Source organism: Pedobacter sp. AC163 (genome assembly GCF_979258665.1).
Window position 1 is genome coordinate 5232644 of sequence record NZ_OZ409872.1, and the last position, 21787, is coordinate 5254430.

General features: G+C 36.0%; 21 protein-coding genes. 13 read left to right on the forward strand and 8 right to left on the reverse strand.

Annotated elements, in window-relative coordinates:
* Positions 1 to 169: 169 nt before the first annotated feature.
* The 8 genes from ACZZZK_RS22675 to ACZZZK_RS22710 all read left to right on the forward strand — a co-directional run bounded on the left by ACZZZK_RS22675 (position 170) and on the right by ACZZZK_RS22710 (position 6831).
* Complete coding sequence (locus ACZZZK_RS22675; RefSeq protein ID WP_463486127.1) at positions 170 to 1264, forward strand: MBL fold metallo-hydrolase; 1095 nt, start codon at positions 170 to 172, stop codon at positions 1262 to 1264.
* Between the two features lie 51 nt (positions 1265 to 1315).
* Complete coding sequence (locus ACZZZK_RS22680; protein ID WP_463486128.1) at positions 1316 to 1678, forward strand: hypothetical protein; 363 nt, start codon at positions 1316 to 1318, stop codon at positions 1676 to 1678.
* Positions 1679 to 1723: 45 nt separating this feature from the next.
* Complete coding sequence (locus ACZZZK_RS22685; protein ID WP_463486129.1) at positions 1724 to 2515, forward strand: hypothetical protein; 792 nt, start codon at positions 1724 to 1726, stop codon at positions 2513 to 2515.
* A 1-nt stretch (position 2516) separates the two neighbouring features.
* Positions 2517 to 3431, forward strand: a complete 915-nt coding sequence (gene miaA, locus ACZZZK_RS22690) for a tRNA (adenosine(37)-N6)-dimethylallyltransferase MiaA (protein ID WP_463486130.1) — start codon at positions 2517 to 2519, stop codon at positions 3429 to 3431.
* 127 nt (positions 3432 to 3558) lie between these two features.
* Positions 3559 to 4074 (forward strand): outer membrane beta-barrel protein, encoded by a 516-nt coding sequence (locus ACZZZK_RS22695; RefSeq protein ID WP_463486131.1) that lies wholly within the window; start codon positions 3559 to 3561, stop codon positions 4072 to 4074.
* Positions 4075 to 4230: 156 nt separating this feature from the next.
* On the forward strand, positions 4231 to 4782 hold the full coding sequence (locus tag ACZZZK_RS22700) for a hypothetical protein (RefSeq protein WP_463486132.1): 552 nt from the start codon (positions 4231 to 4233) through the stop codon (positions 4780 to 4782).
* 96 nt (positions 4783 to 4878) lie between these two features.
* Positions 4879 to 5409: a DUF3347 domain-containing protein gene (locus ACZZZK_RS22705; RefSeq protein WP_463486133.1), complete on the forward strand. Its 531-nt coding sequence runs from the start codon at positions 4879 to 4881 to the stop codon at positions 5407 to 5409.
* Positions 5410 to 5541: 132 nt separating this feature from the next.
* Positions 5542 to 6831: a citrate synthase gene (locus ACZZZK_RS22710; protein WP_265801080.1), complete on the forward strand. Its 1290-nt coding sequence runs from the start codon at positions 5542 to 5544 to the stop codon at positions 6829 to 6831.
* Between the two features lie 64 nt (positions 6832 to 6895).
* Here ACZZZK_RS22710 and ACZZZK_RS22715 read toward each other — a convergent pair whose 3' ends face one another.
* From ACZZZK_RS22715 to ACZZZK_RS22735, 5 genes are all read right to left on the reverse strand, one after another.
* Positions 6896 to 8023: a DUF3667 domain-containing protein gene (locus ACZZZK_RS22715; RefSeq protein ID WP_463486134.1), complete on the reverse strand. Its 1128-nt coding sequence runs from the start codon at positions 8021 to 8023 to the stop codon at positions 6896 to 6898.
* Positions 8024 to 8040: 17 nt separating this feature from the next.
* The gene (locus ACZZZK_RS22720; RefSeq protein WP_463486313.1) at positions 8041 to 9426 is read right to left on the reverse strand and encodes a nucleoside permease; all 1386 of its coding nucleotides are present in this window, start codon (positions 9424 to 9426) and stop codon (positions 8041 to 8043) included.
* 157 nt (positions 9427 to 9583) lie between these two features.
* Positions 9584 to 10198, reverse strand: a complete 615-nt coding sequence (locus ACZZZK_RS22725) for a bifunctional nuclease family protein (RefSeq protein WP_463486135.1) — start codon at positions 10196 to 10198, stop codon at positions 9584 to 9586.
* 54 nt (positions 10199 to 10252) lie between these two features.
* Positions 10253 to 11221, reverse strand: coding sequence for an electron transfer flavoprotein subunit alpha/FixB family protein (locus tag ACZZZK_RS22730; protein WP_463486136.1), 969 nt, complete (start codon positions 11219 to 11221; stop codon positions 10253 to 10255).
* An 86-nt stretch (positions 11222 to 11307) separates the two neighbouring features.
* Positions 11308 to 12045, reverse strand: a complete 738-nt coding sequence (locus tag ACZZZK_RS22735; RefSeq protein ID WP_463486137.1) for an electron transfer flavoprotein subunit beta/FixA family protein — start codon at positions 12043 to 12045, stop codon at positions 11308 to 11310.
* A gap of 128 nt (positions 12046 to 12173) precedes the next feature.
* Here ACZZZK_RS22735 and ACZZZK_RS22740 point away from each other — a divergent pair, with 128 nt between their 5' ends.
* The gene (locus ACZZZK_RS22740; RefSeq protein ID WP_265801085.1) at positions 12174 to 12509 is read left to right on the forward strand and encodes a tetratricopeptide repeat protein; all 336 of its coding nucleotides are present in this window, start codon (positions 12174 to 12176) and stop codon (positions 12507 to 12509) included.
* Between the two features lie 50 nt (positions 12510 to 12559).
* Positions 12560 to 13777, forward strand: a complete 1218-nt coding sequence (gene chrA / locus ACZZZK_RS22745; protein ID WP_463486138.1) for a chromate efflux transporter — start codon at positions 12560 to 12562, stop codon at positions 13775 to 13777.
* Between the two features lie 46 nt (positions 13778 to 13823).
* Here chrA and dnaB read toward each other — a convergent pair whose 3' ends face one another.
* The gene (gene dnaB / locus ACZZZK_RS22750; protein WP_265801087.1) at positions 13824 to 15389 is read right to left on the reverse strand and encodes a replicative DNA helicase; all 1566 of its coding nucleotides are present in this window, start codon (positions 15387 to 15389) and stop codon (positions 13824 to 13826) included.
* 401 nt (positions 15390 to 15790) lie between these two features.
* Here dnaB and rlmB point away from each other — a divergent pair, with 401 nt between their 5' ends.
* Together rlmB and ACZZZK_RS22760 are read left to right on the forward strand one after the other, a co-directional pair.
* The gene (rlmB, locus tag ACZZZK_RS22755; RefSeq protein WP_463486139.1) at positions 15791 to 16558 is read left to right on the forward strand and encodes a 23S rRNA (guanosine(2251)-2'-O)-methyltransferase RlmB; all 768 of its coding nucleotides are present in this window, start codon (positions 15791 to 15793) and stop codon (positions 16556 to 16558) included.
* Between the two features lie 66 nt (positions 16559 to 16624).
* Positions 16625 to 17374: a DUF5995 family protein gene (locus tag ACZZZK_RS22760; RefSeq protein ID WP_463486140.1), complete on the forward strand. Its 750-nt coding sequence runs from the start codon at positions 16625 to 16627 to the stop codon at positions 17372 to 17374.
* Here ACZZZK_RS22760 and ACZZZK_RS22765 read toward each other — a convergent pair.
* Entirely contained in the window at positions 17371 to 18462 is a 1092-nt protein-coding gene (locus ACZZZK_RS22765) for a mannose-1-phosphate guanylyltransferase (protein ID WP_265801092.1), read from the reverse strand. The two genes, ACZZZK_RS22760 and ACZZZK_RS22765, sit on opposite strands and share 4 nt — an antisense overlap.
* A gap of 14 nt (positions 18463 to 18476) precedes the next feature.
* Positions 18477 to 19445 carry a KpsF/GutQ family sugar-phosphate isomerase gene (locus ACZZZK_RS22770; protein ID WP_265801093.1) on the reverse strand — a complete coding sequence of 323 codons (969 nt, stop codon included), beginning with the start codon at positions 19443 to 19445 and terminating at the stop codon, positions 18477 to 18479.
* 91 nt (positions 19446 to 19536) lie between these two features.
* Here ACZZZK_RS22770 and recQ point away from each other — a divergent pair, with 91 nt between their 5' ends.
* Entirely contained in the window at positions 19537 to 21726 is a 2190-nt protein-coding gene (gene recQ / locus ACZZZK_RS22775; protein WP_463486314.1) for a DNA helicase RecQ, read from the forward strand.
* Positions 21727 to 21787 lie beyond the last annotated feature (61 nt).

Sequence of the window (21787 nt, forward strand, 5' to 3'; positions counted from 1 at the left end):
ATATGTTGAGCCGATATCAAAGTTATCACTTTAAAACGTTCAAAATTAATTTTTATTGAAATTACCAAAGGCCCCAGCACATTTCTGGGGCTTTTTATTTTGCTTTCCGCTGACTTAAGTATTGAAGTGATGGTCAATCTAATCCGTACATTGGCCAAAATTTTTCTTAATGATTGCGCTATATTTTTTACTCTTATTTGTCGTCTTATTTTTAGTGATCACCAACCTTCCTGTTTTTGGAAGATTACCAAGAGGATTCAGACTTGAGAGAATCCATCAATTGAGCAATTATCGTGATGGTGCTTTACAAAATCAATCGATCACCCCAATGCAGCCCGAAGGCGTAAGTTTCTTCAAGGTACTGAAAGCTTTCTTGTTCGATAACCATCCAAATAAGACCCCTCAAAAATCTTTAAAACATATCCAACCGGATTTAAATAGTAAACCAGCAACGGCTGCTCCAGAAATTATTTGGTTTGGCCACTCTTCTTATTTAGTTAAAATGGATGGTTTAAGGATTTTAGTTGATCCAGTTTTTAGTCAGGTACCGTCTCCATTTTCTTTTATTGGGAGTAAAGCTTTCGCGGGGACTGACTTTGTGAAAGCTGAAGATTTTAAAGATCTTGATGTGATTTTAATCACTCATGATCATTATGATCATTTGGACTATCAAAGCATCATAAAATTGGTTCCCCAGACCGCCAACATTATTACATCAATAGGGGTGGGCTCACATTTGGAAAGATGGGGGATTTCTCCAAACAAGATTAAAGAGTTGTGTTGGAATGAAACTACTAGTTTGTTGAATGGAATTACCTTTACAGCGGTACCGGCAAGGCATTTTACAGGGCGAAAATTCAAACGTAATCAAACACTTTGGTCGGCGTTTGTGCTGGAGTATAAAAATTGGAAACTTTTTCTAGGCGGAGATTCTGGATACGATAATCATTTTAAAGAAATTGGAACCAGGTTCGGTTCATTTGATATTGCTTTACTCGAGTGTGGGCAATACAATGCCTATTGGCCTCATATACATATGTTTCCCGAAGAAACTGTACAGGCGGCGATTGATTTAAATGCAAAAGTGCTAATGCCTGTGCACTGGGGTAAATTCAGCTTAGCCATGCATCCTTGGAATGATTCAATAAAAAGAGTGGTCGATGCAGCCCATGAAAAACAAATGCCAATTGTTACTCCTCAATTAGGCCAAACCGTGATTTTAAACACTGAAATGCCAACTTTCAAATGGTGGCTTGATCAATAAAATTTAAACAAAAATATAGTTCTGCTGTTTAAAAACTAAAAATCAACTGATATGAAAACCGATCTTGTAGAAATTTTTCAAACCATAAGAGCCAGTGTACAACCATATGCCACTCGAGGTTATACGGTACACGAAAATTCTGAAACAGGTTACGATCTATACAGCGAAAAAAATATTCAATATGACGACATTAAAGTTACTGAAAGGTTTTTCGTGGGCTTGTACATCAATGGAAGCGAGGTAGAACTTAAGCTGAATAGCAAAGATTTCACATTTAAAAACCAAGCCCTTGTTAGCTTTGGGGATGATAAACTGGGATTGAAAATTTCAGAATTAGATGAAGCTAAATTGAAAGAGATAGAAACGTTAGTTGAAATTCTTCACACTCACTTCAAAGAAAATGAATGGATTTAAAGTTGTTTGATTAATTTTGCGCCAATCAGCAAATTAATCGAATAATTGAACATTCTCCAACCACCCATAATATTTTCATGGCACACACAACTTAAATCGGCATTAGCTGATTTGAATTTGGAGTGCCATTTTTTTTTAGAAGGTGAGTTTAATTTGCTTTCTATTCATAGTCAATCCGTTATTGTCCATTTAGTAAATATCGACAATACGTTTACACCAAACCAACTCATCGATCTACAGCAATCATATTTAATTAAGGGAACCAAGCTTATTCATTTATGGGAAGATGTTTGGTTTAATAAATCTAACCAGGTTTTGGGAAGAATTGAGTCTATCTTAGGTTTAAATAAAAGGATACACGGAAGAAAAACCATTGTTCAAAAAATCGATAAATCTATTGCACAACCGTTTCTAAACAAAAATCATTTACAGGGTTTTGTAAGTAGTAGGCACAAATTTGGGTTGTTTGAAAAAGATGAATTGGTAGCAGTTGGTACTTTTTCTGCACTTCGCAAAATGAATTATAAAGAAAATTATAAATCAGCAGAATTGATCAGGTTTGCGGTGAAGTCTGGATATTCTGTTATTGGGGGGCTAAGTAAGTTAATCACGCACTTTTCAGCGTTGTATAATCCTGATGATATCATGACTTATGCTGATCGGGATTGGTCGGCGGGAGAGGTTTACCAAAAGTTAAACTTTATCCGAACCGATCTATTAAATCCGCAGTTTTTTTCGTTAGATATAAATTTAAATCGGATCATAATTAAAGAGAATTCGTTGTCATCTGCCGCCGTATTTAATACTGGAAGTTTAAAGTATATCCTGAAATTTTAACATGAAAGATTTTAATCTTATTATTATTTTGGGAGCAACTGCTTCAGGTAAAACAAAATTAGCAGCTCATGTTGCACATGCCATTAACGGGGAAATAATCAGTGCCGATAGTCGCCAGGTTTTTAAAAGAATGGACATTGGAACTGGGAAAGATCTTGATGAATACACGATTCAAAATAGTAAAATACCATATCATTTGATAAATATCTTGGAGCCTGGGGAAAGATATCACGTAGATGCCTTTAAAAAGGATTTTTATCGGGTATTTGGTGATGTTACTGCAAGGGGTCGAGTTCCTGTTTTATGTGGTGGTACTGGCATGTATATCCATAGCCTACTTCAAAGCCAGGAATATACAGCTGTTCCTGTGAATGAAAGTTTGAGAGAAAAATTGCAACTTGAAACGAAGGAAGAGTTAATATCCAAGCTCAAAGAATATAACGATGTAGATTATGTTGATTTAAATTCGAAGAAAAGATTGATAAGGGGAATTGAAGTTGCTACTTTTTTAGCGCACAACGATATCACCATAAATACAGCTCCAAAAATAAATCCTATTGTATTCGGACTTAAAAACGAGGTTGAAGTAACCAGAGCAAAGATTTTAAAACGATTGGACGATCGTTTATCATCAGGCATGATCGATGAAGTTGAGAATTTAATTTCATGCGGAGTTTCAAAAGATATGCTAGTTTTTTATGGGTTGGAGTATAAATTTATTGTAAAATACTTAAATGGCCTAATGGATTATGATGAATTTAAATTGAGGTTAGGAATTGCTATTTGCCAATATGCGAAACGTCAAAATACATTTTTTAGAAAAATGGAAAAAGATGGTGTTCTAATAAATTGGCTTGATGCATCATTGCCTACTAACCAAATAACTAAACAGATTTTGACAAAAATTTCATTTTAGTTTATTTTCGGAAAATCATAATAAGCACGTTCTTATTACGTTAACCGCTTCATTAAACAAAAAAGCTCTTTTGGCACATATTTTGTATTTGTTTCGCATATAGTTTAACTCAAAAAAATAACTTATAATGAAAACAATTACTAAAATTATTGCTACCTCAGCAGCTGTAGTGGCTCTATTCTTTACAACAAATGTTAACGCACAATCTCGTAACTTCGGTATTGGACTAAATGTTGGCGTACCGACTAGCGATGCTTATAGTTTCGCAATTGGCGGAGATCTTCGTTACCAATTTAATGTAGACAAACAATTATCAATCCCTGTTACAGCGGGTTATACGCACTTCAGCGGCAAAGAAATTGGCGATACAGGATTTAATTATCCTAGCTTCGGATATATCCCAGTTAAAGTTGGTGCTAAATATTTCTTTGATCAGTCTGGATCTGGCTTGTATGGCTTAGCAGAATTAGGTGCTGGTTTTGGTACTAATGAAGGTAGCGGAACATCATTTGTTTATTCACCAGCAGTTGGTTATTCTTGGGATAATGGATTGGATTTAGGTGTAAAATATGAAGGATTATCGCAAAATAGTGTTAACACTGGTTATTTCGGTTTACGTTTAGCTTACGGATTTAGCTTGTAATCCATCAATAAAATAATTCAAAAAAAGCCTTGACGGAAGTCAGGGCTTTTTTTTATTTTAAAAATTTCTGAATAAAATGAAAATTATAAAATCTGTTAGAATCAATTTATCGTATATAATCCAAAACCCTTAATTAATAATTTAAATTTATCTAACATGAAAACAATTACTAAATTTTTTGCAGCTGCACTTGTCGCAGGTGCTGTTTTTACAGGATCAAACCTAAATGCACAAACCATGACGACTATGGATGCCGGATCTACCAACAATGGAATGGCCTTTAAGGTAGGGGTGGGATTAAATGGTGGTTTGTTCAAGAAAAGTTCTCCAATGGAGTATGCTTATGGCGCCGATTTAAAACTTCAATGGGATTTAACTAAAGATGTTGCTATTACGGCATCTGGAGGTTATACAAAATTAAAAGGTAGAAATAACTCATTAGATTTTGGTTTTATTCCTGCCAAAGGTGGTGTTAAAGTTTTTGCTATTGAAAGAATGTATTTAGCTGCAGAAGCTGGTGCAGGTTTTGGTATTGAAGATGGCGCTAAAACTAACTTTATTTATACAGGTGGTCTTGGTTATGAGTGGGATAATGGTCTTGATATTGGTGCAAGATATGAAGGTTATGTAAATGATGTAGCTTCTACAACTTATTTCAGACAAACAGGTCAGTTTGCTTTAAGAATCGCTTATAATTTTAAATTATAATTATAGCATCATATATTTCAGAAGCCTCGCAATTTGCGGGGCTTTTTTTGTTTAATTAATATTATAATTGCTATTTTGAGCAGAAAACCAAATACAATGAAAAAAATATTCGGCATTGCCATATTAGCTACATTACTGGCCTGCAACCAAGCGGAGAAAAAAGCTACAGGTGATAAAGACACTTCCCAGAACAACGCAGCGAAGGTATCAAATGAGGTAAAAATCAACGATGTTAAAAAATCAGAGATTTTAAATCAATATGTAGATCTTAAAAATGCGTTGGTAGCTTCAGATTCTGCAGTTGGACAAAAATCTGCGAAGGCGTTAGAGAAAAGTTTAGCAAATTACGCAGGTTGTGAACCCACGGCAGAAATAGCAGCGAAAATTGCAGGCACTAATGACCTTGCCATACAGCGCAAAAATTTTACTGTTTTAAGTGCAGATATCATTGCCTTATTCAAATCAACAGAGATAGAATCAGGAACACTTTATGTTCAACATTGCCCAATGGCTAACAAGGGAGATGGAGGAGACTGGCTATCGAAAGAAAAGGAAATCAAAAACCCTTATTATGGTAATGAGATGCTTGAGTGTGGAAGAGTTGCAGAAGAGATCAAATCAAAATAGCATGAATGTCGGGAAAAATTAAGCATGATTGTTACGTCTTTTTGACTGATTATTCATATTAATTTAACAGATTTGTTATGCATGTATATTAATTTTATATAATTTAGAAAGCTATAAACACAATACAATAATATGTCAGATATTGCAGAGATTAAAGTTGATGGTAAGACAGTAGAATTGCCAGTAATTACAGGAACAGAAGATGAAAAGGCCATTGATATCTCTAAGTTAAGAGATCTTACAGGCTTTGTAACCTTAGATACTGGTTTTAAAAATACTGGTTCTACAAAAAGTAAAATCACTTTTTTAGATGGTGAAAAAGGAATCTTAAAATATAGAGGATATTCTATAGAAGAACTTGCCGAAAAATCCAGCTTTTTAGAAGTATCATATTTGATCGTATATGGTGATTTGCCAACTCAAGAGCAATTAGATGCATTCCAGGGTGAAATAAGTAAGCATACCTTGATTCATGAGGATATGAAGAAATTTTTCGATGGTTATCCATCGAGATCTCATCCAATGGGTCAATTGGGTTCTTTAATTTTCTCACTATCAACATTCTATCCAGAGTGCTTAAAGCCTAATCAAACTGCTGAGGAGCAAAATCTAACTATTATTAAGTTATTGGCTAAGCTACCTACAATCGTTTCTTTTATCTATAAAAAAGCATTGGGTCATCCGCTTATCTATCCAAAAAATAAGTATGATTACGTAACCAATTTCCTTTGGATGACATTTGGACAACGTACTGAGGATTACGATGTGAACCCGGTTGTGGTGAATGCCATGAACAAGTTACTGATTTTACATGCAGATCATGAGCAAAATTGCTCAACATCTACTGTTCGAATAGTGGGCTCATCAGATTGTAATTTGTATGCTTCAGTTGCGGCAGGTATCGCGGCACTTTGGGGGCCACTACATGGTGGTGCAAACCAAGCTGTTATCGATATGCTTGAGCTAATTAAGAACGATGGCGGAGATACAGAGAAATGGATTGCCAAAGCGAAAGATAAAAACGATCCTTTCCGTATGATGGGCTTCGGACACAGAGTTTATAAAAACTTTGATCCAAGGGCAAAAATCATTAAAAAAGCTTGTGATGATATTTTGGAAAACTTGGGTATTGATGATCCGATTTTAGAAATAGCTAAAAAATTAGAAGAGGCAGCATTAACTGATCAGTATTTCATTGATAGAAAGTTATATCCTAACGTAGATTTCTATTCAGGCATCATTTACAGAGCATTAGGGTTCCCATCTGAAATGTTTACCGTGTTATTTGCCCTGGGTCGCTTACCGGGATGGATTGCTCAATGGAAAGAAATGCATGAAAATAAAGAGCCGATTGGTCGTCCACGTCAAATTTACGTTGGTGAAACTGATAGGGCGTTCGTTGATATTAAGAGCAGAAAATAATAATTATTTAGTCTATAAAAAAAGCTTCAGAATTCTGAAGCTTTTTTTATACCCTTTATTTTGATCAGGTTACTACGTAATAGATTAAGTTGAGCATCACCATTTCAGTTAATTTAAGTGATAGGAAGTATAGTATAATGATCATGATCATCTTCCCAACTACTTTTTTCCGTTGGTAAAATATTTTCAACGCATTAAACATATACCAGCAGATCCACACGAAAATAGCTATTCCGATGAGGTTTGACATGGTAGAATCTTCTCCGAAAATATATTTTATTAATGGTTTGGTAAATATGGAGACTATAAAAAATGCAGTCATTCCATGTATTGTGAAGATCAGGTGATCCAGATAATAAATGTGATTTCTTCTAAAATTCCACATGATGAAAAGTGCAAGCAAAGGCATCATCAGAAAATACTGCTTCGGTCTGTTGTGTTCAAGGGTTTCCTGAATAACTTCTGCTTTTTCCCCAATCGATATAGCTCGTTTCTTAATCATTCTATCTAACCAATTGTCCTGCTCTATCGGATTTAAAGTTTTCTGTCTCGCTAAATATGCAGCATAAGTACTGTCATTTCGATCATCGTGAATTTCACTAAACTTTCCAATTACCTTAGTTAACGAATCCGATCGATTGGCTTTATTCAGCTTTTTCAGATTTTCTAAGGCTATTTTTTGATCTTTGAAACTTAAGGCTTTGAAATCTTCTCGATCTAAATCTTCAGCGATATGCTTCGTAGTTTCATTCATGATACCTGGTACTGCTTTTACCAGTCCAGCGTTTTTCAATACTTTGTTTACACTATCGAGTGTAGCTTTTCTTTTTTGAGTTTCGGCAGCAGTTACAGGCTTGTGTTCATTTTCTATTTCGACATGAGTAGGCGAGTAGGCAACCAAAAAATAAACAATAGACACAAAAATGTACATGCTTACCGGATTGATATACCTGGCTCTTTTTCCTGCTAAATAATCTAACGTAACCTGACCAGGTTTAGTTAAAAGGGGAACAAGTGTTTGAAAAAATTTATTATCGAAATGGAAGTAATGTGCAATGCTATGGCTAATGAAGCCCCAAAAACTTTCTTTTAATTCTAGATTGGGTTGCCCACAATTGCTACAATAATGTTTTTCTACATGCGAGCCACAATTTAAACAATTGTGTTCTTTTCTATACTTACCAGCTGACATAAATGATTTCGAAATATTTAGTGGGTAATGGCATCAATAGCTTTCTCTTCTGCTTTGGTGTGTTTGTGCTTAAATAATAATGCAAATAAGACCGTAATGATTAACGCATAAATGGCGAATGTTAGCCACACGCTGTGCCAGTTAATAACCGGTATTGCTCTACTCAATTGACCATTATCTAAAACAGAAATTCCTTTTGAACCTAGGAAACTAATTAATAGCTTATTATTAGGTTGTGCTGAAACTAATGTTGCTAATTCTTGAATAGTAGTGTATGCGCTTGTGAAATATTTTTGAATGATCCAGCCAGATGTTAAACTTCCTAATATTGCTCCAAATCCATTTGTCATCATCATAAACATACCTTGGGCTGAGGAACGCATTTTTGGAGTAGTTGAAGTTTCAACGAATAATGATCCTGAAATGTTAAAAAAGTCAAACGCCATTCCATAAACAATGCAACTTAAAATGATCATCCACAATCCATCCGCCGGGTTTCCAAAGGCAAATAAACCAAATCTGAATACCCAAGCCAGCATAGAAATAACCATTACATTCTTAATTCCATACCTTTTTAAGAAAAAGGGGATGGCTAGAATGAACAATGTTTCGGAAATTTGAGAAATTGATAAAATTAAGGTGGATCTTTTTACTACATAGAGTTCAGCATATTGAGGAAACATTTTAAATTCATCAAGAAACACATCTCCATATGCATTTGTTAATTGCAATGCTCCGCCTAAAAACATTGAGAAAATAAAAAATAATGCCATTTTATAATCTGCGAATAATTTGAACGATTCTAGTCCTAATTTTTGCACCCATGATTTTTTATCGCTGATTAACTTTAATGGTTTACATGCAGGAAGAGTAAATGAATAAATGCCTAATGCAAAAGCACTTACTCCAGCTATGTAGAATTGATTTGCACTTGCTTTATTACCTGTTAAATTGGTAATCCACATGGCTACAATAAATCCTACGGTTCCCCAAACCCTTATTGGAGGAAAACTTTTAATAACATCAAATTCGCTATTTTTAAGCGTTGTATAGCTAATAGAATTGCTTAATGCGATGGTTGGCATATAAAAACACATTGCCAATAATATCACCCAAAAGAAGCTGTTAGGACTTGTAACTTGTGGTAAGTAAAACATTACACAGGCGTACAAAATATGTAAAACTGCATACAGTTTTTCTGCATTAATCCATTTGTCTGCCATAATACCAGTTAAGGTAGGCATAAATAGAGAGGCAATTCCCATTGTAGAAAATATGATTCCAAAATCTGCACCATCCCATTGTTTGGTTCCGAACCAATAGTTTGCAATTGTAATAAGCCATGCTGCCCACACAAAAAATTGCATAAAGCTCATCACGGTTAAGCGGAACTTAACATTCATCATATTCGTTTGTTTGATTTTTTTGAAAGTAAAGGCTGAATATAGAACTATTTTAAAACATTATTCAAAAATGAACCCAAATTATTTTAAACAATTTGGGTTCATTTTAAATTTCCATTTTTTAGGAGGATTTTAGGTAAGAATCAATAACAATTTATTAGGAAGTTCCTCTTTTGTTTAACTCATCTCTCAATCGGGCAGCTTTTTCATAGGCTTCGTCAGCAATTGCTTCCTGGAGTTTCTGTTGAAGTTCTTCAATTGTTAAATCACCAAATCCTTGCTGTTGCGATGAACTTGGCGTTACATCAGCATCAGGTTCTTTGGCAATCGAATCCATGTTTTCTAAAAATAGAAAATCATTTCCTTCAATTACAATCCCTGCAGAGGCCAATATAAATTCATAAGTATAAATTAAAGCGTTAAACCGAACCGCAAGTGCAATTGCATCTGAGGTTCTCGCATCAATTTCGTGGGTGGTTTTTCCATCGCTACAGATTAGTTTTGCATAAAAAACACCATCGACCAAATTGTAAATTATGATTTCTTGTATGTTGATATGAAAGGTGTCAGCCATTGATTTAAATAAATCGTGGGTTAATGGCCTGCTCGGAGTCATCTTTTCAATTTCAATAGCAATTGCCTGAGCTTCAAATGCGCCTATAATAATGGGCAATCTTCGGCGGCCATTTACTTCTCCTAAAACCAGGGCATAAGCACCAGATTGCGTCTGGCTATAAGATAAACCTACAATATCTAATTTAACTTTTTTCATATATCGTTTTCAAACCTCACATATTTTCAGATACGCGAGGTTTAAAGTAATTTATTATCCTTTATGTGCTTTTAAAGCTTCTATTAATTTTGGTACAACTTCAAAAGCATCACCAACAATACCGTAATCTGCTACTTTGAAAAAAGGAGCTTCAGGATCTTTGTTGATCACCACGATTACTTTTGATGAACTTACACCAGCCAAATGTTGAATTGCACCAGATATGCCGATTGCAATATACAAGTTCGGGCTGATGGAAATACCTGTTTGACCTACGTGTTCAGAATGCGGTCTCCAATCTGCATCAGAAACTGGTTTTGAACAAGCGGTTGCAGCACCTAATAAACCTGCTAATTCTTCAATCATTCCCCAGTTTTCAGGACCTTTTAGACCACGTCCGGCAGAGACCACTAACTCTGCATCCGGAAGTGAAATTTTATCAGTTGCTCTTACAATATCTTTGATAACAGTTCCTAAGTCTGATTGTTTAACATCAGCAGAGAAGGTTTCAATAGCAGCTTCGGTGTTATTTTCTTTCACACCAAAGGCATTCGGGTTTAAGGCTATTACCTTATTTGCCGACGTTAATTCGGTAATGGCAAAGGCTTTACCAGAAAATGCAGTTTTTTTAACCGAAAATTTCCCATCTGTACTAGGCAACTCGACAGCTCCATCTGCCAAACCAGCTTTAAGTTTCACTGCAATACGAGGTGCTAAACCTTTGCCAGAGAATGAATTTGATAATACGACGATGTCTGCATTTTCTTGTCCAGCAGCTGCAGCAATTACGCTTGCGTAAGCCTGGTTTACAAACGTTTTTAACTGATCTACACTTACATTTAAAACCTTCGATGCACCGTATTTACCCAACTCTTTTAATTCACTTTCTGCAACATCGCCGATAGAAATGGCAATTAAATTTGTCGATTGTTGATCGGCAATGGCTTTGGCGTATGAAACTGCCTCGAAAACAGATTTCTTAAACTTCCCTTCAGCTTGTTCTACATATACTAATACTGACATATTTTTATCTTAAATCTCCGATGGAGATGTTTATCTACTCAATTAATTATCTCTGTTTATTTCAAGTTCAAACTTAACTGGATCCGTTAAATCACTTTCGCTTCACTATGTAGCAAGCCAATCAACGATTCCGTTTGATCTGCAGGAATTAATTTCACTGTACCGCGTGGAGCTGGAGTTTCATATTTAGTCACCTTAGTAACTTCCTCAATCGAAACTGGATCAACAACAGCTAAAGGTTTTGTTCTTGCGCTCATAATACCACGCATGTTAGGGATTTTTGGTTCAGCAACCCCTTCAGCACAGCTTGCTACAAACTTACCGGTAACGGTAACTACTTCTTTTCCGCCTTCAATTTCTCTTTCTACAGTTGCATTATCTCCATCAATGTCAAGTTTTTTGATGATAGAAATCGAAGGTATGTCTAAAAATTCTCCGACCATTGCGGCTACCTGATTTCCATTATAATCAATAGACTCCCGTCCGGTTAAAATGATATTGAAATCTTTATCCTTTGCATATTCTGCAATTTGTTTAGCTACGAAATAGGCATCACGTGGAGCAGCATTTACTCTTACGGCGTCATCTGCGCCAATTGCAAGCGCTTTCCTGATGGTTGGATCGTTTGCAGCTTCGCCAACATTGATTACAGTTACTGTTCCTTTACCACCTTCAGTTAACTCGATTGCTCTTGATAATGCAATTTCATCATAAGGATTAACAATATATTGTACTCCGGCTGTATTGAATTCGGTATTATCATTGGTAAAAGTTATTTTTGTCGTCGTGTCGGGCACGTTACTGATACAAACTAATATTTTCATATGTTAATTTGGGTTTTAGTGAATATGAAATTATCAAAGCTTAAAGTAAGGCTCCTGATTAATCATACTATTGGTCTTATTTATATATGGTCTTTCTGCAAATTTAATTAAAAAAGCAAGGAAATAAAATGTCATCAAGCCGTTTAGCAAAGTTATTGGAGTTTTTAGAAAGTGATCCGAACGATCCGTTTATACTATATGCCTTAGCCACAGAGTATAACACTCAAAATGATAAAGAAAAGGCCTATTCTTTTTACCTTCAGTTAACGGATAAACATCCAGATTATGTAGGAACTTATTATCATTTGGGTAAGTTATTGGAAAAAGATGATCAAAAAGATAAAGCGATTGAGGTATATCAAAAAGGAATGGCTGTAGCCCGTAATAAGCGAGATATGCATGCATTTTCTGAGTTACAAGGTGCGTACAACACTGCTGCAGGTTTAGATTATGAAGATGAATAATTTACTCAGTCGTTTTCAATTATTTGTTTATTGCTAATCAGCTAGAATAAATGCAAGCTAAACCCATCGCTGCTAAAAAGCAGTGGCTATTTATCAGGAATGTCGTATTGTTCACTTTCACTTCTTTCGGTGGCGCACAAGCACATTTAGCATTGCTGTTAAAGTATTTCGTTAAAAATTCCAAGTTTATTTCGGAAGAAGAGTTACTGGAGCTGAACGCTTTAGCACAGGTTTTACCGGGGCCAGCATCTACACAAACACTGGTGGGGATAGCCTGGAAAGTGGGAAAACTGAAGCTGGCAATCCTTACTTTTTTGATTTGGATCTTGCCAACAGCAGCAATTATGACATTTGCTGCGATTAGCTATGCCTTGCTTGATCAGAAGCAAAAGTTTAGCGATATTCTGGAGTATATTCAGCCCATAGCGTTGGGTATTGTGGCTTACGGAGCCTGGCAGTTGGGTAAAAAAGTTTTGTCTTCCCAAGTCTCCATTTTCTTAGCCATATCTTCCGTTGTGGCAACCTTTGTTCTGCGTAATGCCTATGTATTTCCACTAGCAATTTTAGTTGGTGGGATAATTTCTTCCGCAATTGAAACGCCTAAAGAGGAAACGGAATTACGAGTTAAACTTTTTTCGAATATTAATCCTAAGAAGATGATTTACTTTTTAGGTGCACTACTTTTATTCGCACTTGTTGGTGCCATTATTAACAGAACATCGCCTTTCAGCTTGCCAATTCGTTTGTTAGAAAATTTTTACCGGAACGGAATATTGGTTTTCGGTGGTGGTCAGGTGCTCGTTCCGTTAATGTTTACGGAGTTTGTAGAAATGAAGCATTATCTGCCTTCATCAGGTTTTTTATCAGGTTTTGCTTTACAGCAAGCGCTTCCCGGCCCAACATTTTCATTCACCAGTTATCTCGGGGCATTAAGCATGAAGAACTTTGGCTACGGCGTATGGGGACAGGTGCTGGGCGGCTTAATTGGTGTAATCGGAATTAATTTACCAGGATTAATTTTGGTTTTATTTATCGTTCCTTTTTGGGATGATTTGAAAAAAATCTCAAGGATTCGCTATAGTCTTTCTGGTATTAATGCGGTAAGCGTAGGTTTCATTATTGCCGCCTTTATTCTGTTGCTTATCCCGATGGGTTTTAACTTGTTGTTTTTAGGGATAATGGTAGCCACATTTCTACTTTTAAACTTCACCAAAGTGAGCCCGCCTTTAATTGTTTTAGCAGGAATATTATTCGGATATCTTTTCTAAATAAAAAAGGGAAATTTTTCGATTTCCCTTTTTTTATTTACCCCCATTAAAATGGTGGATCATCATCATTATAATCGTCCATTTTTGATGGTCGAATAATCACATTGCTTTGTTTTTCAAAATCTTGTGATGGGTACATTCCTGCAGATGGATCTGCGGAAGCAAATGATGTTGGTGCTGTGAAATCCTCTTCCAAATCTGTAAACTTAACAAACTTACCAATAAATCGAAGTGGTACAATTCCGGTTTCACCATTACGGTGTTTAGCAATAATTACTTCGCCAATTCCCGCTTGCGATCTTCCTTGCTCATCTTCGGTAATGCCATAATATTCAGGACGATAAAGGAATAAAACCATATCAGCATCCTGCTCAATTGAACCCGATTCACGCAAATCGGATAACATTGGCCTCTTTCCCTGCAAACCAGGTCGGCTTTCTACCGCACGACTTAACTGTGATAAGGCTAAAACAGGAACATCTAACTCCTTTGCAACTGATTTCAAAGCTCTTGAAATACTACCGATTTCTTGCTCACGGTTACCACCACCTTTACCGCCTTCACCTTTACCATGCATCAACTGCAAGTAATCCACAATAACCAATTGAATATCGTATTGTGATTTAAGCCTTCTACATTTTGCTCTAAATTCAAAGATATTTAGCGCTGGCGTATCATCGATAAGTAGGGGAGCTTCAGTTAAGCGACCGATTTTACTGTGAAGCTGCTGCCATTCCCACTCTTGTAAATTTCCTTTTCTGATTTTTTCTTGCTCTATTTCAGCTTCTCCCGATATTAAACGGTTAACTAACTGAACAGAAGACATTTCTAAAGAGAAAACTACTGTTGGTTTTTGAAAATCAACTGTCGCATTCCTTGCGCAAGTAAGTACGAAGGCCGTCTTTCCCATCGCCGGACGAGCAGCAATAATAACCAAATCTTGTTTTTGCCAACCTCCGGTGATGCGATCTAATCCAGTAAATCCGGTCGGAACGCCCGTTAAGCCATCTGTTTTTGTTCGAAGTTCTTCTAGGGTTGCCAGTGATTGTTTGATAATATCGTCCATTTTCTGCGTATCTCTCCGCAAGTTATTTTGGGCAATATCAAACAATCCTTTTTCCGCATGATCTAATAAATCGAAAATATCAGTGGTATCTTCATACGCATTCGTAATAATATCAGTAGAAATTCTAATCAATTCACGCTGAATATATTTTTGGGAGATAATCCGGGCATGATATTCAATATTTGCGGCAGAAGCTACCCGGTTAGTCAGGTTAGTGATATAATAAGCTCCGCCAACCATTTCTAAAGTACCCATCTGGCGCAGTTCTGATGTTACTGTTAAAATATCTACTGGTTTCGATTTTTCAAACAGCATGTGGATGGCTGCAAATATTTTTTGGTGGGCTTCATGATAAAAAACCTCAGGCTTTAAAATGTCGATAACAGCCGAAAGCGCATCTTTTTCCAACATCAATGCACCTAAAACTGCCTCTTCCAAATCTAATGCTTGGGGAGGCAATTTACCCATTGAACTCACTGTTGTATTTAATCTTGCTTTTCGGGATGATATACTATTCTTTCCGCCTTGTTCGTTATCGATACTCATTTTACAAAAGTAGTTAATTTTTGATCCGAATGTTTTAACAAGTTCTTAGCTGTTTGTTAACAAATTGAAGAAGAATAAGATTAAGTTTTCGTTATTTTAAAAAGATCTCAAAATTCTGAACAACAAAATGTTGATAATGGAAGGGTGATAAACATGGGTTTATAGGGAATGGATAACTGAGGGAATTGAAAATAGGGAAGAGGTAGTTGGCAATAGTAGAAAATGTAACAGTACTTTTTTTAAATTCGACTGATGAACTTCGTATTTCCGATTATCTATTACCTCTATAATTCGATTGCCAATAAAAATCAATCCTCTGTTTTACGTCCATATTTTCCAATAGCAAATAATTTTGCTCGCCTTGCCGGAAAAACAACTACTTTTGCAAACAATTTTACATCATGGATAATTTTAGAAGACCACAAAGAGCAAAGGAAAATAATGAGTTTATATTTGGCATTAGAGCTGTAATTGAAGCGGTGAAAGCTGGTAGAGATATTGAAACGATTTATCAACAACGTGGTCTGGGAGGAGAATTATTTCTGGAATTAAAAGCACTACTTAAAGATACCTTGATCCCATTGAACGCTGTTCCAATTGAGAAATTGAATAGAATGTCTCAAAAAAATCATCAAGGTGTTATTGCTGTTATTTCTCCGATCACTTATCAAAATATTGAGGATATTGTTCCTGCTGTTTTTGAAAAAGGCGAAGTGCCGTTGATATTGGTGTTAGATAGTGTTACTGATGTACGTAACATGGGTGCAATTGCTCGTACAGCTGCTTGCGTAGGCGTGCATGCTATTGTGGTACCATTAAAAAATGCTGCACAAATAAATGCAGATGCTATTAAAACTTCTGCCGGAGCCCTATTTAATATCCCTATTTGCAGACATGCTAACCTTCATAAAACCTGTTTGTTTTTGCAAGAAAGCGGTTTGCAAATTGTAGCCTGTACCGAGAAAACTACAGATTTAATTTACTCGCCAGATTATACCATGCCAACAGCAATCGTTATGGGGTCGGAAGATGAGGGGATTTCCAACGATCTTTTAAGAGTAGCAGATCATTTAGCAAAAATTCCAATGGCTGGCAAAATAGAATCATTAAATGTGTCGGTTTCTGCGGGTGTTATTTTGTATGAGGCTGTAAGGCAAAGAACTACCTAAGGATGGTGTCCTTTTAATTTCGTAGTTAAGAATATAATTATGTATTTTTAATTAGAAATTCCATTTATGCTTCCTGCAAAAAACATTACCGAAGTTATCACTCATCTAGATGACATTATCAATCAAAGCATAGCCAAAAAATCCAGAGCTGGATATTTTGCTTGCTTGTATCGAAAAATGACCATCGCTGTTCAAAATGGGATAAATGACGGTTTGTTTGAGGACGGACAGAGAATGGAAAAGCTTGATGTGATTTTTGCAAATCGATATATCGACGCTTATTTCTGTAACTTGAACCAGACTCCACTAACTTCTTCATGGAAATCTGCTTTCGATGCCAGTTTACAGCCTTACACTGTCATTCAACATTTATTAATGGGCATGAATGCACATATTAATTTGGATCTAGGCATCGCTGCTGCTGAAACTGCAAAGGGTTCTGACATCCAGTTGATTAAAAAAGATTTCAATCTTATCAACAATATTATTGGTAGCTTGATAAATATAATCCAAAAGGATTTGGAAGAGATTTGTGCCCCGATGAAATTATTAAAATATGTTGATAATAAAAGCAAAGAATCTGTAATCAATTTTAGCATTACAGCGGCAAGAAACACCGCTTGGGCAAATGCTGTTGGCCTCTCCGTTCTGCAAACGAATACGTATCAGGGCTACATCAAAAATCTGGATGATAAAATTAATGTAGTAGCCAAAAATATTATAAATCCTAACTTTTCTCAAAGCTTAGTTTTAAGAACAGTTAGGATTTTCGAACCAAAAGATGTTGGCGAGATTTTAAGATTTTTGAAAGATTAAATGAATCTATTTCCGAATCTGGATTTAACTTCGGCTACAAATTCTTTTACTTTTTGCTCCTCATTACGTGGGCAAATCATTAACATATTATTGTTTTCCACTACAATGTAATCATGTAGTCCTTGTAGGATGACCAGTTTATCTTTCGGTACATTCACCATACAATTAGACGAATCGAACATAATCACCTGTTCGGAAGGAATTACCGCATTACCAACGTAATCCTTTTCAGCCATTTCATAAATTGATGCCCAGGTACCTAGGTCAGACCAGCCGAAATCAGCAGGTAAAACGTAAACATTATCAGCCTTCTCCATAATACCAAAATCGATTGAGATATTTGTGCATTGCAGATAAGCATTATTTATAAAATCATTTTCTCTTTCGGTATTCATTTCTGAACGGCCCTGATTGAAAATTTCGTACATGTCTGGTAAATGCCTTTCAAATGCCTTCAAAATTGATTTTGCTGACCAAATAAAAATTCCGGCGTTCCATAAAAAATCACCACTTTGGATAAATGATTTGGCTAGTTCTAAATTTGGCTTTTCGGTAAATGTTTTAACCCGATGTAAATCAGTATCAGTATTTAATACATGGTCGGTGTGCTGAATGTAGCCGTAACCCGTATCAGGTCTGTTAGGCTTGATACCTAACGTAATCAAACAATCATTTTTCGAAGCGGCATCAAGCGATTGCTCAATGGAATCGATAAAACCATCTATGTTAGCAATAGTATGATCTGAAGGTGCTACAACGATAGTCGCATTGGGATTAAGCTCATGAATTTTTAAACTTCCATAAGCTACACAAGGGGCCGTGTTTCTTAATAAAGGTTCCGCCAAGATTTGATTATCTGAGAGTTGTGGTAACTGTTCTTTTACAAGATCAGCATAAATCTCATTGGTAACGATAAATATATTTTCTGGTAAACAGATTTTTAGAAACCTTTCGTAAGTGCTTTGAATCAGTGTTTTACCAACTCCAAAAAAATCGATAAACTGCTTAGGGTATTCTGTTCTGCTCACCGGCCAGAAGCGACTTCCGACTCCGCCAGCCATTATTAGGGCGTAATAATCTTTATTCATTTTATGATTTAAAATTACACTATTCCTTCATTCAAAAGATCGTGCAAATGGATAATTCCAAAGTAAGTGTTTTGTTTCAGTACTAACAACTGCGTAATGTTATTTTCCTTAATTATGTGTAGTGCTTCCACTGCAAGAGCGTCGTATTGTATACTTTTTGGCTGCTTTCCCATAATATCTTCGGCCTTCAGTCCAGTAACCGAATCATTGTTCTCAAGCATGCGTCTGATATCGCCATCGGTAATTACACCAATAACACTATTTTCCTCATCAACAACAGCAACAGCACCCAAACGGTTTTTGCTAATTTCTATTAATACATCCTTAACGGAGGCCGAGGGATTTATTGAAGGTTTTTCATTGGAAAGGGCCAGATCTTTGGCCTTTAAATAAAGTTTCTTTCCTAATGATCCTCCGGGGTGATATTTCGCAAAATCAGACTCATTAAATTCTCTACATTCTAAGAGACAAATAGCCAATGCATCGCCCAAGGCGAGTTGAGCCGTTGTGCTGGTAGTTGGTGCTAAATTATGTGGGCAAGCCTCTTTTTCAAATGAGGTATTTAATACAAGATCTGCCTGTTCGGCTAAAAACGATGCTAATTCCCCAACCATTCCAATCAGTTTATTTCCTGCAGATTTAAGCAATGGAACCAACACTTTTATTTCTGGAGTATTTCCGCTTTTTGATAAACAAATAATGACATCATTTCTTTGAATCATACCCAAATCGCCATGAATTGCATCTGCGGCATGCATAAAAATAGCAGGCGTGCCAGTAGAATTAAAAGTAGCAACAATTTTTTGAGCGATAATAGCGCTTTTGCCTATGCCCGTTACAATAACTCTTCCATCACAATTTAAAATGGTAGATACCACTTGCTCGAAATCATCGTTAATGTTTTTCGCAACATTTAGTATCGCTGCTGCTTCAAGCTCTAAAGTGCTTATGGCTGATTGGATTATGTATTTTTTACTTTTCAAAGAGAAAATAATTGTTGGTGAATACTTGAAATTCTTGTAAAATTATGTTATTTTGGATAGAAAAATAGCATCGCATATTTTATTACACAAAATGGACGTGAAAAAGTCGTTATTTGATAACCTACAAAATTTCTTTGGGTTTGATAATTTCAAAGGTGATCAGGAGTCGATCATAACAAATATATTAGAAGGCAATAATACTTTCGTTATTATGCCAACCGGCGGAGGAAAGTCTATTTGCTATCAATTGCCAGCATTAATGAGCGAAGGAACGGCGATTGTAATTTCTCCTCTAATTGCATTAATGAAAAACCAGGTGGATCAATTAAGAGCATTTGGCGGAAATGATAGTATCGCACACTTTCTTAACTCATCTTTAAATAAGTCTGAAATTACACAAGTTAAGTCTGATCTTTTAAGTGGCCAGACGAAGTTGTTATATGTTGCGCCAGAATCGCTGGCTAAGCAAGATAATATTGAGTTCCTTAATTTAATAAAGATCTCTTTTGTCGCGGTTGATGAAGCGCATTGTATATCGGAATGGGGTCATGATTTCAGACCTGAATACCGTAAAATAAAGCAGGTGATTGCAGGCTTGGGCAATAATATTCCTATTATAGCTTTAACAGCTACTGCCACACCGAAGGTTCAGCAAGATATTATGAAAAACCTTGGCATGACCGAGGCTACACTATTTAAATCGTCATTTAATAGGCCCAACTTATTTTATGAAATCCGCCCAAAAAGGGATATCACAAAAGAAATCATAAAGTATATTAAATCTAATCCAGGGAAGTCGGGAATCATTTATTGTCTCAGTCGGAAAAAAGTAGAAGAAGTTGCAGAAGCGCTAAACCTTAATGGAATTAGTGCTTTGCCATATCATGCTGGTTTAGAACCGAAAATTAGAGCTGAAACTCAAGATCGCTTTTTGATGGAAGATGCAGAGGTGATTGTAGCGACAATTGCTTTTGGTATGGGGATAGATAAACCTGACGTTCGTTTCGTTATCCATCACGATGTGCCTAAAAGTATGGAGGGTTATTACCAGGAAACTGGTAGAGCCGGCCGTGATGGGGGCGAAGGAGTTTGTATTGCTTTCTACGCTCAAAAAGACGTAGATAAGCTTGCTAAATTTATGAAAGATAAGCCGGTTTCTGAACGCGAAATCGGTACACAAATTTTAAAAGAAGTTATTGATTATGCTGAATCAGGCGTTTGCCGACGTAAGCAGATACTTCATTATTTTGGAGAAAATTTTAATGAAACAGGTTGCAATTGCATGTGCGATAACTGCAAGAAACCTAAAAAACAATTTGATGCGGAAGACCAGCTATCAACCTTGTTAAAATTCATCGAAAAAACAGGCGAGAAGTTTGACGATGCGCATTTGCTAAACGTTTTTTTGGGCTTGGAAACTGCACAAACCATTGCTTATGAGCATAGCAAAGTTCCGGAATTTGGAATCGGTAAAGAAGAAGGAATTCTGTTTTGGAAATCAGTTATCCGCCAGGCCGTTCTAAATAATTACCTTTTTAAGGATATTGATAATTATGGTTTATTAAAGCTAACTAAACAAGGAAGAGACTTTATTATCAATCCTTACAGCTTGAAATTCATCTTAAATGAGCCGATTGAAACGGGCGCAGATGATGATGATGATGATGTAAAACAAGGTCCTGGAGCCTTAGATACCCACTTGTTACAGCTGCTAAAAGATTTACGTAAAAAAATTGCCAAGCAAAAAAGTGTTCCACCCTTTGTTGTTTTTCAAGATCCATCTTTGGAGGAAATGTGTACGCATTATCCAATTACAATGGAAGAACTTCGACAAATACATGGTGTTGGCTCTGGTAAAGCAATGAAATTTGGTAGCCCTTTTATTGAATTAATCAAGAAATATGTAGAAGATAACGACATTGAGCGACCAATTGATTTGATTATTAAAACTCAAGCCAATAAATCGCAAATGAAAGTTTCTATTATTCAAAATATTGATAGACAGATTGGTTTAGAAGATATTGCGGATTCAAAAGGAATTACTTACGAAGAGATTTTAAAGGAGGTAGAATCAATTGTAAACTCGGGCACTAAGCTTAATCTAAACTATTTTATTGATGAAGTCATTGATGATGATAGACAAGATGAGGTTTTTGATTACTTCCGTGCTGCCGAAAGCGATTCGATCGATGAAGCACTTAACGAACTTGGCGAAACTGACTATACACGCGAAGAAATCCAATTGATGCGAATAAAATTCATGTCAGAACTAGGGAACTAAAATTAGATTTGAGATAAAGAGACTAGATTTTAGACGGTTGACGTTTGAAATCTCAAATCTC

Excerpts from the sequence above, each read along its gene's own strand:
- ACZZZK_RS22675 (WP_463486127.1), top strand. The coding sequence starts at position 170 with ATGATTGCGCTATATTTTTTACTCTTATTTGTCGTCTTATTTTTAGTG.
- ACZZZK_RS22680 (WP_463486128.1), top strand. The coding sequence starts at position 1,316 with ATGAAAACCGATCTTGTAGAAATTTTTCAAACCATAAGAGCCAGTGTA.
- miaA (WP_463486130.1), top strand. The coding sequence starts at position 2,517 with ATGAAAGATTTTAATCTTATTATTATTTTGGGAGCAACTGCTTCAGGT.
- ACZZZK_RS22695 (WP_463486131.1), top strand. The coding sequence starts at position 3,559 with ATGAAAACAATTACTAAAATTATTGCTACCTCAGCAGCTGTAGTGGCT.
- ACZZZK_RS22700 (WP_463486132.1), top strand. The coding sequence starts at position 4,231 with ATGAAAACAATTACTAAATTTTTTGCAGCTGCACTTGTCGCAGGTGCT.
- ACZZZK_RS22705 (WP_463486133.1), top strand. The coding sequence starts at position 4,879 with ATGAAAAAAATATTCGGCATTGCCATATTAGCTACATTACTGGCCTGC.
- ACZZZK_RS22710 (WP_265801080.1), top strand. The coding sequence starts at position 5,542 with ATGTCAGATATTGCAGAGATTAAAGTTGATGGTAAGACAGTAGAATTG.
- ACZZZK_RS22715 (WP_463486134.1), bottom strand. The coding sequence starts at position 8,023 with ATGTCAGCTGGTAAGTATAGAAAAGAACACAATTGTTTAAATTGTGGC.
- ACZZZK_RS22720 (WP_463486313.1), bottom strand. The coding sequence starts at position 9,426 with ATGAATGTTAAGTTCCGCTTAACCGTGATGAGCTTTATGCAATTTTTT.
- ACZZZK_RS22725 (WP_463486135.1), bottom strand. The coding sequence starts at position 10,198 with ATGAAAAAAGTTAAATTAGATATTGTAGGTTTATCTTATAGCCAGACG.
- ACZZZK_RS22730 (WP_463486136.1), bottom strand. The coding sequence starts at position 11,221 with ATGTCAGTATTAGTATATGTAGAACAAGCTGAAGGGAAGTTTAAGAAA.
- ACZZZK_RS22735 (WP_463486137.1), bottom strand. The coding sequence starts at position 12,045 with ATGAAAATATTAGTTTGTATCAGTAACGTGCCCGACACGACGACAAAA.
- ACZZZK_RS22740 (WP_265801085.1), top strand. The coding sequence starts at position 12,174 with ATGTCATCAAGCCGTTTAGCAAAGTTATTGGAGTTTTTAGAAAGTGAT.
- chrA (WP_463486138.1), top strand. The coding sequence starts at position 12,560 with ATGCAAGCTAAACCCATCGCTGCTAAAAAGCAGTGGCTATTTATCAGG.
- dnaB (WP_265801087.1), bottom strand. The coding sequence starts at position 15,389 with ATGAGTATCGATAACGAACAAGGCGGAAAGAATAGTATATCATCCCGA.
- rlmB (WP_463486139.1), top strand. The coding sequence starts at position 15,791 with ATGGATAATTTTAGAAGACCACAAAGAGCAAAGGAAAATAATGAGTTT.
- ACZZZK_RS22760 (WP_463486140.1), top strand. The coding sequence starts at position 16,625 with ATGCTTCCTGCAAAAAACATTACCGAAGTTATCACTCATCTAGATGAC.
- ACZZZK_RS22765 (WP_265801092.1), bottom strand. The coding sequence starts at position 18,462 with ATGAATAAAGATTATTACGCCCTAATAATGGCTGGCGGAGTCGGAAGT.
- recQ (WP_463486314.1), top strand. The coding sequence starts at position 19,537 with ATGGACGTGAAAAAGTCGTTATTTGATAACCTACAAAATTTCTTTGGG.